This is a genomic window from Candidatus Electronema sp. TJ, assembly GCF_048287355.1.
Classification (GTDB): domain Bacteria; phylum Desulfobacterota; class Desulfobulbia; order Desulfobulbales; family Desulfobulbaceae; genus Electronema.
Window position 1 is genome coordinate 1 of sequence record NZ_JBLWEP010000046.1, and the last position, 14,006, is coordinate 14,006.

Genomic DNA, 14,006 nt, shown 5'->3' on the forward strand with positions numbered 1-14,006 from the left:
GGGCAATTCCAGTGTGAATCGTGTCAAAGTCAATTGGAATCAAGGCGATTCCAATTGACTTTGGGGCGATGGAAGCGGGAAACGGAGCAGGGACAGCCGTAAAAGCGTCTGCGCGATGCAACGGCGAAAAAGAATTCGCATAAAAAAAGCCGCCCCCAAGGGCGGCTTTCTAATTTAGACCTTCAGACCGGCTTATTTCTTGTCCGCTTTGACTGCTTCCAGCTTGTCCACATAGACGAGCTTGGCCTTGTCGCCGTCCTTCTCAATTTTGGTCAGATAGACCGAGTCTATGCCCCGGCGGTCGTTCGGACCGAAGGAGACTTTGATGCCGCCTGCGTCGTGATCGGTCATTCCTTCCAAGGCTGCCTTGATGCTCTCGGAATTGACCTCGCCTTTGACATTTTTCACCGCATCATGAAGGACCTTGGCGGTGAAATAAGCTTCAAAGCTGTTGACATTGTACCGCTCATTGCCCATGTCTTCCTGATACTGTTTGACTATGGGCAGCTTGGCATCCCACGGATCGGGAACAACTTGGCTGACGTAGATATTGCCGCTGTCCTTAACCTGATCCGCCAAGGCGTTGGAGCCGACAAAGGAAATGTTGACCATCGGCACGTTAAAGTCTGTTTTGCGCCACTGGTTGATGGCCAGCGCACAGGCGCGCGCCACGCCAACCAAAATCACCGCCTCCGCGCTGCTGCCGCGCACCTGCCGCACTCCAGTTCCCACGGAAAGCGTGCCGCGCTTGTAGTGCGGCACCTTGCTCCAGAACTCGTTCCATTCTGTAGCTTCCGGCAGCGCAGTGGTTTCCGGCTCCGGCGGCACTTCCGGCACAATTTTAATCCCCTCGATTTTCTGCAAGGCCTTCACCGCAGCCCGGACACCAGCCAGACCGACAGAGTCCTTCTGCACAAAAAGACTGACCGTCTTAATGCCCAAGTCCTCCTTCAGATGGCGGAGCATGTTCTCCACCTCAGCGTCATAGCTGGGCCGCAGAACAAAAGAATAGGGATTCGCCGCCGCATCGCTGAGAAAATCCGCGCCAGTGCCTGCGCCGAAAAAGAGCACCTTGTTCTCGTTGGCAACCGGCAGAACGGCCTTGGCGGTGGGGGTGCCGAGATAGCCAAAAAGGACCTGCACGCCGTCTTGGAGAAAGGCCTGCGTGTTGTCCACAGCCTGTTTCGGATCATAGCTGTCATCTTTGGTGATCAGCTCAAGCTCTCCGGCGGCGCGTTTCTCGATATAGAGTTTGGCTCCTTTGGACATTTCCCGGCCCAGCGAGTCGAGAGGGCCGGTGAGCGTACACGATTGACCCAGTTTCACCGTCGCGGCGAAGCCATCGGCAGACAGAGGCAGAGTCAGGCAGCATGTCCAGCAAGCAATCCACAGCATCTTTTTCATCGTCATATCCTTCTCAAGTGGCTATGCTGTTTTTTTCTCCAGCTTGAACGCGGCGACTGCTTGGAGCATGTCGCCTCCCATCGTCTCCATCTCGCGCATGGAGATGGAGGCCCCCATCGTCTCCTGAGCGGTTTCCAAGCTGATCCCGCCGATCTCCTTCATCTTGCCTGCCAGCTCGGCAGTGGTGGCAGCCTGATCTGTGGACACGGCGGCCAGCTCCTTGATCAGTTCGGCCACCTCGTTCGAGCGGGCGGTGATTTCCTCCAGCTTGATCAGCGCGTTCTGCGACAGCTTGGTGCCTTGGACAACCTCTTGGATGCTTGCGTCCATACTGACACCGGCCTCGGTGATTTCGCCGAGAATGTTGCGGATCAAGGTTTCGATCTGGCGGGTGGAGACAGCTGCCCGCTCGGCGAGCCGCTGAATTTCCTCGGCAACGACCGCGAAGCCTCGTCCTTCCTCGCCTGCCGCAGCAGCTTGGATTGAGGCGTTCAGCGCCAGAATCGAGGTTCGGTCGGAAATCTCGTTGATGGTGCGGGCGAAGTCGCTGATCTCCTGCGAGCTTTCTCCCAGCCGCTTGATGGCGCGGGCGGTGTTCTGGACGTTGCTGCGGATGGCTTCCATCGCGTGGCTGGTCTCGCGCACCGCAACCGCGCCGTCCTCAGCGGCGTGACTGGAGGACATGGAGGTGGCGGCTGATTTCTCCGCTTGCTCCGCCGCTTTTCTGATTTCCTCGGTCAGCAGACCTATTTTCTCAACCGCTTCGTTGATCATCTTCGACTGCGCGTTGTTCTGCTCGGCCAGTTCGCCGGTCGAAGAACTGAGGATGTTGGCAGTGGAACCGACCTGCTCGGCGGAGTTCTTGATCCGGCGGAAGGCTTGGCCAAGGTTGTCGAGCATCAAGTTCAGGGAGTCGGCCAGCGTGCCGATAACGTCATCGGTCACAGTGGCGCGGATGGTCAAGTCGCCGTCGGCAAGCACCGTAATCTCCTCCAGCAGGCGGATGATCGAGGTGTTCAGTTTGTCGTGCTCGTTCTGCCGGGTCTGGATCAGCTCCTGGATGGTGCCGGTCATGGTGTTGAAGTTGCCGGCCAGACGGCCCAGCTCGTCCGCGCTGGTGATGGATGCCCGTTCGCTGTAGTCGCCTTTCTCAACCTTGGCCATGACTTTGACAATCTCGCCGACCTGTTTTGTGATGCCGCTGGCAACCAAAAGGCTGATGCCGACAATCAGCAAGACCGCCGCAAGCATGGTCACGCCGATGATCCGCAACAGATTAGTCACTGGCTGATGCACCTCGTCATAGCTCATCTCGCTGATGATCGCCCAGTTCAGATCTTTGTATTTGAATGGTGCCCAAGAGGACAGCACTTGCTCCCCCATGCTGTTGACAATGATTTCCGTGCTGTCACGGCCAGCCAGAGCCTCCTGCGCCGCCTTGGTGTCAGCCTTGACCTTGAGCAGGGTGCTGTCCACGCCGTATTTTTTCGCGTCAGACGCTTCAGAACGCCAGAGCTTGTCCGCGCCGATCAAGTAGTTTTCCGCCATGATCATGCCGCCTTCAAACTGGTGCTTGGAGCCTTCCTCAAAGTGGCTGCGGAGGGTCATCAGCTTGTTGATCTGCTCAATCGGCACCTGAATGGCGGCAATCAGGCTGACCTCTCCTTTTTCGTTCAAAACCGGCGCGGCCATGAAGGCGGCTGCTTTGCCGCCGATGGCCTCGTAGAAACCGTAGTCGCTGATTTTCAGCTCCTTCTTTTCCAAAACGCCGCGCACCGCCTCGTTGAACTTGGATTTGGCAAAGGGGCCGGTCAGAATGTTGGTGAAATGCTCCTTGCCTTCCTTGACGGAATAGAAAATGTAGCCGTCCGGGTTGAGCAGATAGATGTCTGGGAAGCCGTGCTTCTCAGCCGTCTCCTTCAGGTGATCAGTTTCCTTCAGGTGGTCGCTCAGCTCCTCCTGCGCCTCATCATGCTGATGCTTAGGAACCATGGCTTCAGCCTGATCCGCCTCAACCAGCAGAACCCATTTGACCCCGTACATTTCAACCAAGGTGTAGGAAGACAACACGTAGTCGCCTCGATAGTTGACGGTGGTCTCTTCGCCGCTCACATCGGTCAGAGCATGGACGATGCTCTCGCTGTCCACAATATAGGCTGGGTTGGCTACAGTCGGCTCCTCAAAATACGCCGAGTTGGAACGAAACATGCCGTCAATGCCAACCAGATACGATTCGCCAAACTCACCAAGGCCAGGAGTCTGCTGCATGATCCAGTCAAGGGCGTTATCGTTCAGTCGGAAAAGAAACGCGCCGAGAAGCTGGCCTTTCAATTTGAAAGGCGTGGCAAAATAGCAGACGATTTTTTCGGCAAACAGCGACGACCGGCCGTAATCCACAAACGAAGTCTGCTGCATTCCTTGCTGAAGGGCTTTCTGCTCCAGGCTTTTCTCCTGCACTGCTGTGCCGGGCTTGATATCAGGATCAGAGGAATAGAGCACTTTGCCGTCAGGACTGAGCAGGGTCAACGACTGGAAATCGCGCGCCTCCAGCCAGCCCTTCAGATAGTCGGCGAAATCGCTGTCCAAGGCGGTTTCGCCCTTGGTGAAGACAGCGAAGTTTTCCGTCTGCTCCGGGTTGCTGCCAAAAGCGTTGGCGTTGTTGTAGCGCGTCTCCATATATTTGGTGATCTCTTCCTTCAGCAGGTCGCGCACTGCGCCCAGCTTGACAAACGCCTCCTGCTGGAACAGGTTCATTGTGTCAGTGAGGCTGGTCAGCGTTTGTTCTTGGCTGACAAAGTACTGCTGGAGGGCCTCATGCTCAAAGGCGAGCGTGGACTCCAAGTTTTCAAAGGACTGCCGCTGCAGGGCCGAGGCGGAATACCGGTAGCTGAACAGGGCGATGACCGCCATGGGCAGCAAGGAGATCAGCAGCAGCCAGAACAGCAGCTTGCTTCTGATGCTCCTCCGCCAGCCGGTGAACAGGCCCTTCAGGTCGGAGGGCTTCAGCCTTTTCACCCGGCTGAGGAGTTTTGCCGCCGGTTTTTCATTCGACGCATTTGCCATGTTTTCTCCTTCTCAGACAAAGAAAATTACCTGTAACGGATTTTCCGCACCGTCGTTAGCTCACAGGCATTTGGAAGATACTGTCAGCCGCCGGACAAAGCGCAGGCAGCAGGTCAGGCACAATCAGCAGGCCGTTCTCATACGCGAAAACGCCTTTAACCAAAGCAGGAGCAAAACCGCTCTCCTCAGCAGAGGCGGGAACGCACTGCGCGGGCAGATTGCTGGCGGCAATGTGCCCCGGCACTCTCAGCAGGCAGCGCAGCATCTGCCGGGGGCGGCCATCACCTCTTTCTGGAACAACCGTCCGCACAACCACATGCAGAACGCGTTCCAAGGCGCAGTCCAGCTCATAGAGCTTGGCTGCGTCAATCACCGGCAGGGACTGCTGCCGCCACGCGCAGAGACCGAGCAGCCAATTTGGAGCAAAGGGCAGGGGCTGCACCCGCACCTCCGGCAGCACCTCTTCCACCTGCCGGGCTGTGAAGAGCAGGGCAGGCTCGTTAGCCTGCGCACCGTTGGCCATGCGCACCATCACGATTTGCAGAGCCGCCCGTTTTTGCTCCTGTCTCTCAGTCTGCATTTTTTCCGCCTGTGGTTCTGCGGCCTGCGCTTTCTTGGCAGCGCAGGACAATCTGATCAATCAGATACTGGATGATGTTTCTGTTCAGCCCCTTATGCCAAACCATCGCCGCCAGCTCAGTCGGCAGCTGCTCAACCCCGAGCCGCAGCTCCTCGCCGGGCTTGCGCCGCTTGAAGCAGGCAACCGTCCACGCCATGACCTTCTGGAATGTTTCCTCGTCGATGGCGGCAGCATCTTTTTTCTGCTGCTCTGAGGAAGATGGAGGTTCTGGCTGCGGCTCGACTTTCTCTTGATTCGGAGGGCAGGAAATGGAGGCTGTTTCAGCGGAGTCGTCCGGCTCTGCCGTCTCGGCGAAGCATTGGGCCTCCGGTTCTTCGTCCGTTATTGTATCTGCCGGACATACCCAAGGGGCGGTTTCTGCGGATTCGGACTCAACGGCAGCTTCCTTTTCCGGCTCCGGCATGGTGACCATGCCGATGCCATCGCCCAGTTCTTCAGCGACTGGAAGAATTTGAGCCGGATTGAGCAGCAGCACCGGCGTGTCGCCCCAGATGGTCACTTGCGGACAGAGGCGGGCGGCCAAGCGCGGACAAGCGGGCGGCAGCGGGCCAGGAGGATTGATCAAATCCACTCCGTCGGCGGCAATCTGATCGACAATGAGGAGCAGGTCGCGCAGCTCCAAGCAGACAGCCTCCGCCGTCGGTGTTTTGTCCGCCTGTCGGGACAGCAGCGCACCAAGATAAACTGCCTTGACTGATGAGCTGCGCTGCGGCTGGGCTTCGGCCCATGCTGTCCGGGCAAGTATCTCCTCAGCATCTATGCCCAACAGAAACTTGCCCTCTTGCACCAGACAAATTTTTTTCATTTTTCCGAGCTGAATAAGCGGTTCATCCATGCAGCTCCGCCAGTGTCTGCCCGGAGGTCATGCTGCGGATCAGGTCAACAGCCTCGTCTTCCTTGAACGGCTTGGTCATGAAGCCTCGCGCACCAAGCTGAGATGCCTTCTCGCGGTACTTGTCCGCGCTGCGCGAAGTGAGCATGATAACAGGAATACTCTGGAATTCCGGCTGGCTTTGCAGGGCCTGAAGCACTTCGAAGCCGTTCATGCGCGGCATCTCCACATCCAGCAGCACCAAGTCGGGCTTCTCCTCGCGGATATGCTCCAATGCCTCGATGCCGTTGCGGGCGACGGTCGGCTGCCAGCCCTGCTGGAGCAAGAAGTTGGAAACCACCTTGCGCACACTGATCGAGTCGTCCACCACCAGCACCTGCAATGGCCGCTCTTGCACCTGCGCCTCTTCCGTCGTCTCACCGGTCGACGCAGCCAGCGCGGCCCATTTTTTCAGCAAATCATCGCTCTGAATGATCGGCACCAAGCTGCCGTCACCCATGATGGTCACACCCGCGATGCAGGGCACATTGTGCAGATGACTGCCCAAATCTTTGAAAACAATGTCGCGCTGGCCGATGATCTGCTCGCAGATAAGGGCCGCCTGCCTGCTGCCGACATGGATGAGCAACACCGCCAGCTCGCTTTCCGGCGGGGTCTCATCGGCTGTGCCAACACGGAAGCCGGGAATGGCCGCTTGGTTGATCAGCGGCAGCCGCTCTCCGCTGGCGGTCTCGTAGTCGCGCCCGCTGATCTCCTCTCGCTTCACCTTCGCCGCGCTGCGGATATCGTGCATGGGCACAGCGTAAATCTGTCCGGCCAAGCGGACAAGGACGACATGGAGCTGGGCCACGCTCACCGGCAGACGTATGAGCAGCTCCAGCCCCTTGCCCCGCGCAGAGAAAATTTCAATCGAGCCGTTGAGCAGCTGCACTGCGTCACGCACCACGTCCATGCCCACGCCTCGCCCGGCAATGTTGCTGACCGCGCCTGCGCTGGAAAATCCGTGCCGGAAGATCAGCGCGGCCAGCTTTTCGTCGCTCATGCTGGCGACGCGCTCCAGCGGGTAAAGCTTCATGCCCTTGGCCCGGATCGCGTCGTAGTCGAGACCTTTGCCGTCATCATTGATCCGCAGGGAGAATTGACCTCCGCGCCGCTCAGCCTTGATATGCACAGTGAGCTGGCGGTCCGGGCTGCCGCCGTGGGCCACCGAGTTGCGGAGAATGTGCATCAGCGCATCAGCCATAGTGTCCCAGACGCGGGTGTCCATCATAATGGACTCGCCTTCTATGACGAGCTGAGCCGGATGGCCAGTGCTGCGCTCGGCCTCTCGTATGGTGCGCTGCATCCTGGCAGAGAGTACCGAGAACGGGGTCATGCGCAGGCCAATCATTTTGTTCTGAATGTCCTTCAGAACCCGCGTCTGCCGTTCGACCGTCTTCTGCCAAGCGACATTCTCCAGTGCGCTCTGGGCCATGATCGAGTCGAGGTCGCTGACTGCCTCGCTCAGGGAGCGGATAAGAATATTTAGTTCGGAGTAGCGGTCCATCTCCAGCGGATCGAAATCCTCGGTCAGGCCGCCGCCAGCCTCGCCCGCGCCGCGCAGATAGGGAATAGTGGCCAGCTCGTAGCCTGCCTCCAAGCTGTGGTTAATGCTTTTCAGGCGCTGAAGAATCATGCCCAACTCGTTGAGGGTGCCAGCCATCGCCGACATAGAAGCCTCAAAGCTGCCCAAGTTGATGACCATGTCGCCGCTCAGTCCGACCACTTGGTCAATCTTGCTGATCTCCACGCGCAGAGTGTTGACCCGCCGCACCCCGCTCGGCTGCGGCTCATTGGCCGGAACAGGCGGCGCAGCGACCGCTTCGGCGGCGGTTTTTTCCTGCGCTGGCGGAGCTTCAGAAGCGGTTTCCGGCTCCGGCAGCCTCTCAGCAGGCGCAGGCGGCGGCAGAACTCCCGCCATGACGCTGCGGAAGCAGGCTGCGACTGCCGCCTTTTTCTCGGTAAGCTCCTGGGCCGGATGTTCAGTGATTTTCACCAGCAGGTCTGCGCCCTCCTGCATGGCTGCGACTGCCTGTGGCCCCAGTGTCGGCGATTCGTCGTGCAGCCAGTCTAAAAAATCCTCGAACTCGTGCCCCCATGCCGCCACCGCTTCAATGCCGATCACCGCCGCAGCACCTTTCAGCGTGTGCACCGAGCGGCGCAATGAGTGCAGCTTTTCCCGAAGCGAATCAGACAAGACCGTCTTGACTGCCGTCTGCGCCGCCAGCTGACGAAGCTGCTGATCAACATTTTCCAGATGTTCGGCAGCCTCTTCAGCGAAGCAGGCCAGCAGTTCTGGATCAATCGCCTCTGTCCCGCTCTCCGCCTCAGCAGAAGATGCAGCCGGTTCTGCGAAAGTGAAAAGTTCTTCGGCAGACCTTGTGTCGGCATCAGCTGGAAACAACTCGTCGCACAGTGCTTCTGGCTGTTCTTCGGGGGAAAAAAAGTCCGCCTCTGCTGCGGAAGGCAGGTCAGCCGTTTCCGGCTGCGCAGTAAAGGCGGACGCAATGGGAACATCCGCCGGTGCAGGCGGATGCGGCGAGGTCATGACCGCGTGAAAATGAACGACAGCCGCCTGCTCTTCTTCTGCTGTTGAAGAGGCAGGGTTTTCAGCCAGCCGGGCAAGGATGTCGGCTCCGTCCTGCATGGCGGCGACTGCCTGCGGCCCCAGCGCAGGTGATTCGTCGTGCAACCAATCAAGGAAATCCTCAAACTGATGGCCCCAAGCTGCCACCGGCTTGATGCCGATCACCGCCGCCGCGCCTTTCAGCGTGTGCACCGAGCGGCGAAGCGAATGCAGATTCTCGCGCAGCGGCTCAGAAATTTCCACTTCGCTGACCGCTGCTGCGGCCAGCTGCTTGAGCTGTAAATCTATATTTTCCAGATGCTCTGCCGTTTCCTCAGCAAAACACTCCAGCAGCTCAGGGTCAATCGCTTCCGCAGCGGCAGGAGAGGGCAGCGGAGCAAACAAACTGTCCGCAGGAGCTGCTGTCTGAAAGAGGCTGTCGTCATCGTCGTCTTCCTGCGCATCTTCGGCACGGAACAGCTCCTCAAAAATGAGAGGATTGTCTGCACTCTCTTTTGCGACGACAATCTTTTCAAGCCCGCTTGAATCTTCAGTCCGCAGTTCCTCTGCTGCGGGCGTGGATTCGGCGGTGGCTCTATCCATGACAGCTTGAAAGCGGCTGGCCACCTCATCCCGCTCCGCCGCAATGGCGCAGGAGGGATTCCCAGACAGCCGTGCGAGGATGTCCGCGCCTTCTTGGATGGCCTCCACCGCCTGCGGCCCGAAGCTCGGCGCATCGTCGTGCAGCCAGTCGAGAAAATCCTCAAACTGACGGCTCCAAGCAGCCACCGGCTCAATGCCGATCACCGCTGCCGCACCTTTCAGCGTGTGCACCGAGCGGCGAAGCACGTGCAGATTCTCCCGCAGCGGCTCGGTCAGCGGCGCATCCTTTTGCCCTGCGGCTCTCAGGCACTGCAATTGCAGGCTGATATTTTCCAGATGCTCGGCAGCCTCTTCAGCAAAACATTCTAACAGCTCAGTGTCAGCGGTGTTGTTGTCCTCGGTCTCTGCGCTTGGTGCTGCAAAAAGGACATCCTCTGCGGCATCCATAGGAAACAGCTCATCCTCAGCCGTATATTCAAGCTGTTCCTCCGCCGCAAGCTGCGCTGTCTGCACTGCCATTATTTCGCAGAAACGGTCTGTTGCCCCATTCAATGCAGCAGCATCCTTTAAAGCCGTCTCCGCAGGCTCTGCATGCAGCGGATCTTCCTCAGAAGGCCGCTCATCAGCGGCAGCATAGGCCGCACTCACGTTTTCCGCCGGAGCAACGCGCTCTTCCAGTTCTTCATCGAGGAGTAGAAACACATCATTTTCATTGCCGTCCGCAGACTCTTCTTCTCCGCCAGACACAGAAAGCAGCTGATCAAGAATGGCGGCAATGGAATCACTGGGCGGCTCCGGGACTGGCGGCGGCTGAAGTCGGGCAAAGACGGTCAGCGTCTCTTTGTGCAGCTGCTTGTCCTCCTTGCCGTCTTGAGCGCAGAACACAGCGATTCGCTCTGTGGTGTCGCTGAAGATGTCGATCATCTCTCTGTCCAGAACCAGCCCATCTTCCAGCACCTGCTCCATCGTCTGCTCCAACAACTCTCCGGTTTTGCTCAGACTGTCAAAACCGACCATCGCCGCTGCGCCTTTGATGGTGTGGACGATGCGATGCAGTTCCTCAGCGGCCTCTCTGTTGCCCTGATCCCGCATCAGCACCTGAAGGCAACCACGCATATCCGGCAGGTACCCTTCCACCTCGCGCAGGAATTCAGCTGCAATGCCGTCCATATGCCTGTTCCTTCATCGGTTGAGGGTGGGAGATTTCATTGCAGTCTGAGGGCGGCGAGCAGCCTGTCGCTGTTGAGGATGTCGAGCCGGTTTTCACCGTCTTCGGACATGAACAGGGCTGCGCCGACAAGAAAATCCGCCGGAACTGCCGACAGGCCGCTGCCGGTCAGTCCCTCCCGCGTGTGCAGCAGGCGGGTGCCTGTGATTTTGTCGACAATGGCGGCAGTTTTCATCCCGCCATTATAGAGAATAATGACGGTGCGGCTTTTTTTCTGCGCTCTGCCGCCGGTCTGAAAAAAAATGGCGAGATTGCAGACAGAGACAATCTCACCCCGGATGTTGGTCACGCCCTCAGCCCAGTCAGGCAAAAAGGGTAGGGGCCGCAGCACCTCCAGCTCGCCGACCTCTAGAACATGGACGAGAGGCACAGCCAGATGCTGCCCGGACAGCCGGAAGCAAAGATGCCTGCCTATCTCAGTCAAGGCGGCTTTGCCCACATTGAGGCGGTCCGTCTGTAGCTGCTCAAAGCGCAGCTCCTCGGCAACTTCCTGATCAATGTCAGCAAGCAGCTCGGCCAAACCGGATTCTTGACCGGGTGTGTTGGTGCGGCCGACCATCCGCTCTCAGACGAGCAGGCCGGAGACTGCCTTGAGCAGCTCCGCCGGATCAAAGGGTTTGGTCAGATAGACATCCGCGCCTTGCTTCTTGCCCCAGAACTCGTCTGACTTCTGGTTCTTGCTGGTCAGCAGAATGATCGGAATATCTTGAGTCGTCGCTTCGGACTTAACTGTCCGGCAGGCTTGGAAACCGTTCATTTTCGGCATGACCACGTCAAGAATGATCAAATCCGGTTTCTCAGACTTGGACTTTTCCACGCCTTCCTCGCCATCGCTCGCTGTCACGACTGTATATTCCGGGCCGCTGAAAACATCCATGATCAGTTTCAGCTCTGTGGGGCTGTCGTCGACAATCAGCAGTTTCTTAGCCATTTTTTTCCTTTTTTTAAACGTTGATGTTAACTATGGCAGGTCGGCGCTCAGCCGGGCTGAAGATCAGCCGCCTTCACGCTTTCCGGGGCGTGTTTGTCAAGAATGCCGCTGACCACACTGATCAGCTCTGACGGTTTGAACGGCTTAGTCAAGTAAGCACTGGCCGAAGAAAGATGCCCTTTGACCTTGTCAAGGATCCGGTTCTTGCTGGTCAGCATGACTACAGGTATTTCCTTGGTTTCACCGTTCTTTTTGAGGATGGAGAGAATTTTGTAGCCGTCAATCTTGGGCAGCATGATATCCAGCAGCACGAGATCAGGCCGGTTGTCGTTAAGCTTGCTCAGGGCCTCCACGCCGTCCACAGCCTCGATGACTCGGAAACCGCCGCTTTGCAATGTCATCTTGATAACCTTGCGGGTGGTCGGACTGTCTTCCACCACCAGCACCGTCCGCTTGTTGACTTGGTTGTCGATGATCTGCTTCTCGCGGCGAACTTGCTCTGGTCTCGGTCCGCGCTCCTCCATCCGCTGGCTGCTGGCGATGTGCTCAACGATCCGGTTTACCTGCTCGGCCACTTTCTGATGACGGCTGTCCACCTGAATGATGGGAATCAGCAAGTCGAAATAGGTCAGAGCCTTGTCAAAATCGTTAAGATTGAGATAGACTGCCCCGGCATAAAAAAGAATCTTGGGATTGACCTCCGCCGCCAGCACTTTTTCAAAACGGCCCGCCGCCCGCCGGAGCAGCCGCTGTTCGACGCTGCCCGGATCAAGATTGGTCAAGGAGGCGAATTCCGTGAGCAGACAGGCTTTGCAGAAGCCGCAAACCGCAGCAGCAGGCTCCAAAGGGGCGTAGCAAAAAGGACAGCGGATGGCTTTAAGGTCGTCCGCCGCCGCGTTGCCGAAAAGACGGAACTTCTCCACATCCTCCATAATTTCCGCGTGCTCCGGCGCAAGCCGGTACGCTTCGGCCAAAGCGGCCTTGATCTTCTTCGGCTCAGTCACTGCCCGTGAAAGCCAAAGCCAGCCTTCAGCACTCTGGCGATTCTCTTTGACAAAGCTCATCAGCGGCTTCTGCGCTTGGCTGAACTCCAGCCGCTCGCAGAGCCGGATGCCGTCTTCCAGCAGTTTTTGCTGAGGCAGCACGGCTTCTCCCTCTGCCTCCTCGCGCTGATGATCTTTTTCGATCATGGCACTGATCAGCAAATTCTGATTGCTTTTGTGCACCCGCCGGACAATGCTTTTGCTGTCAAGAAAGCAGCTGCTGACCTGCACACCTTCCATGCTCAGCAGCTTAAGTGCCGCTTCCTCGCCGGTCAGTTTGCCGCAGACCGCGTCATAAATCGTGCCTTGCACCAAAAACAGGCTGCCTCGGAACTCCTTGCAGTTTTTCTCGACGCACTGGTTGATGTCGTGGTGGTCACCGAACCGGTGCACATCCAAGCGACAGGTGGTGTTTTCAGTTTCCATGAGCTGAACAATGCCCACCACCGAGAATTTACCGAGATCGCCCCGCTTCTGTTGACTTTTGAGACCCCGGAGAATCGCGTCAGCCAGTTCTTGGGACATGACCGGCTTTTTGAAAAACTGGAAAACCTTGCCTTCCAGCCGCTGCTCCAGCTCCGGCAGCTCGTAGGAGGTCATGACGATGCAGGGGATATCCTGACGCTTTTCATGCAGCTGTGAGATGAGCTGGAAACCGTCGCCACCGGGCATGACTAAATCCGTGACGATCAGAGAAATGTCATCCCGCTCCAAGATTGTCGTCGCGTTCTTGACATCAAAGGCGTGAACTATCTCAAAACTGTCGCTGTGCTTGCTTAGTGCGGCTTCAATCAGCGCGTGGATCAGCTCGTCATCGTCGACCAGCAATACTTTCTTCATATGCATTCCTTGCGTGTTGCCGCATCAGCCCGCAACTGCCTCTGTTCAAACCAGTTCAGTGAAACGCAGAGGAGCCTGCGCACCGCTGGAACTTGCTGTGGAGTTGAACGGCACGTTTCTCCGCATCGCAGGGAAACTTCTGCCGACAGGCGCGGTTGCAGGGCAGGCATGACATAGATTTTTCCTTCTGCTGCATGAAAGCGGAGGCCAAAACAGGAGAGGCAGCGCAGGACATTTTCTACCTCCCGCAAAAAACCTTACATCTTAAATAGCGGGAGGCAGTTTTGTCAAAACAATTTCTTCAGCATATCAGAATAATTTGTTTTCTTATCCTGACATTGGCGGTCGGGCAGCAGCAACATGCTGAAAAAAAAGACTTTATGGAGACAGGTGCTTTATAGAATTTGAGAACAATTCTCAAATTCTATAAAAAACTAACTGGCTATTAGAAAGAAAGAAGACAGAGGCTGTCTTCGTTTTTTTTGGCTGGAACGAGAAAGAACGCAAAAAGGCCAACAGAAATAAATCTGCTGGCCTTGCATTTTCGTGGTAGCGGGGACCGGATTTGAACCGATGACCTTCGGGTTATGAGCCCGACGAGCTACCAGACTGCTCCACCCCGCGTCACATGGACGCATAACTATATCCTTTCTCGTCCGCTCTGTCAATAACAATTTTTTTCCTCCCAAGGATCATATCTTGGCCTTGGCTAATTTTTTGGTGGTCAGAACAATTTTTGATAGTTCTTAAGACGTAATCCAAGTTGTGACCTCTGCTGTTCACGGAAAAGTTTCTTGCGCATGCCGGGCGGAAGGAG

At 57.1% G+C, this 14,006-nt stretch carries 8 protein-coding genes and 1 tRNA gene; all 9 read right to left on the reverse strand.

What is annotated here, in order from left to right; translation table 11 throughout:
- Positions 1-192 precede the first annotated feature (192 nt).
- A complete protein-coding gene (locus ACNKID_RS05240) occupies positions 193-1,404 on the reverse strand; it encodes an ABC transporter substrate-binding protein (protein ID WP_417912380.1) in 1,212 nt (403 codons plus the stop codon).
- Positions 1,405-1,425: 21 nt separating this feature from the next.
- Complete coding sequence (locus tag ACNKID_RS05245; protein WP_417912381.1) at positions 1,426-4,467, reverse strand: methyl-accepting chemotaxis protein; 3,042 nt, start codon at positions 4,465-4,467, stop codon at positions 1,426-1,428.
- A 55-nt stretch (positions 4,468-4,522) separates the two neighbouring features.
- On the reverse strand, positions 4,523-5,047 hold the full coding sequence (locus ACNKID_RS05250) for a chemotaxis protein CheW (RefSeq protein WP_417912382.1): 525 nt from the start codon (positions 5,045-5,047) through the stop codon (positions 4,523-4,525).
- A complete protein-coding gene (locus ACNKID_RS05255; protein ID WP_417912383.1) occupies positions 5,037-5,912 on the reverse strand; it encodes a hypothetical protein in 876 nt (291 codons plus the stop codon). Before ACNKID_RS05255 ends, ACNKID_RS05250 begins: the two co-directional genes overlap by 11 nt.
- A gap of 22 nt (positions 5,913-5,934) precedes the next feature.
- A complete protein-coding gene (locus tag ACNKID_RS05260) occupies positions 5,935-10,317 on the reverse strand; it encodes an Hpt domain-containing protein (RefSeq protein WP_417912384.1) in 4,383 nt (1,460 codons plus the stop codon).
- 35 nt (positions 10,318-10,352) lie between these two features.
- Positions 10,353-10,934 carry a chemotaxis protein CheW gene (locus tag ACNKID_RS05265; RefSeq protein WP_417912385.1) on the reverse strand — a complete coding sequence of 194 codons (582 nt, stop codon included), beginning with the start codon at positions 10,932-10,934 and terminating at the stop codon, positions 10,353-10,355.
- 6 nt (positions 10,935-10,940) lie between these two features.
- The gene (locus ACNKID_RS05270) at positions 10,941-11,306 is read right to left on the reverse strand and encodes a response regulator (RefSeq protein WP_417912386.1); all 366 of its coding nucleotides are present in this window, start codon (positions 11,304-11,306) and stop codon (positions 10,941-10,943) included.
- A 47-nt stretch (positions 11,307-11,353) separates the two neighbouring features.
- A complete protein-coding gene (locus ACNKID_RS05275; protein ID WP_417912387.1) occupies positions 11,354-13,189 on the reverse strand; it encodes a response regulator in 1,836 nt (611 codons plus the stop codon).
- 547 nt (positions 13,190-13,736) lie between these two features.
- A tRNA-Met gene (locus ACNKID_RS05280) sits at positions 13,737-13,813 on the reverse strand.
- Positions 13,814-14,006 lie beyond the last annotated feature (193 nt).

Bases quoted from the DNA above. Each gene is read 5' to 3' on its own strand.
- ACNKID_RS05240 (WP_417912380.1), bottom strand. From the start codon at position 1,404: ATGAAAAAGATGCTGTGGATTGCTTGCTGGACATGCTGCCTGACTCTG.
- ACNKID_RS05245 (WP_417912381.1), bottom strand. From the start codon at position 4,467: ATGGCAAATGCGTCGAATGAAAAACCGGCGGCAAAACTCCTCAGCCGG.
- ACNKID_RS05250 (WP_417912382.1), bottom strand. From the start codon at position 5,047: ATGCAGACTGAGAGACAGGAGCAAAAACGGGCGGCTCTGCAAATCGTG.
- ACNKID_RS05255 (WP_417912383.1), bottom strand. From the start codon at position 5,912: ATGAAAAAAATTTGTCTGGTGCAAGAGGGCAAGTTTCTGTTGGGCATA.
- ACNKID_RS05260 (WP_417912384.1), bottom strand. From the start codon at position 10,317: ATGGACGGCATTGCAGCTGAATTCCTGCGCGAGGTGGAAGGGTACCTG.
- ACNKID_RS05265 (WP_417912385.1), bottom strand. From the start codon at position 10,934: ATGGTCGGCCGCACCAACACACCCGGTCAAGAATCCGGTTTGGCCGAG.
- ACNKID_RS05270 (WP_417912386.1), bottom strand. From the start codon at position 11,306: ATGGCTAAGAAACTGCTGATTGTCGACGACAGCCCCACAGAGCTGAAA.
- ACNKID_RS05275 (WP_417912387.1), bottom strand. From the start codon at position 13,189: ATGAAGAAAGTATTGCTGGTCGACGATGACGAGCTGATCCACGCGCTG.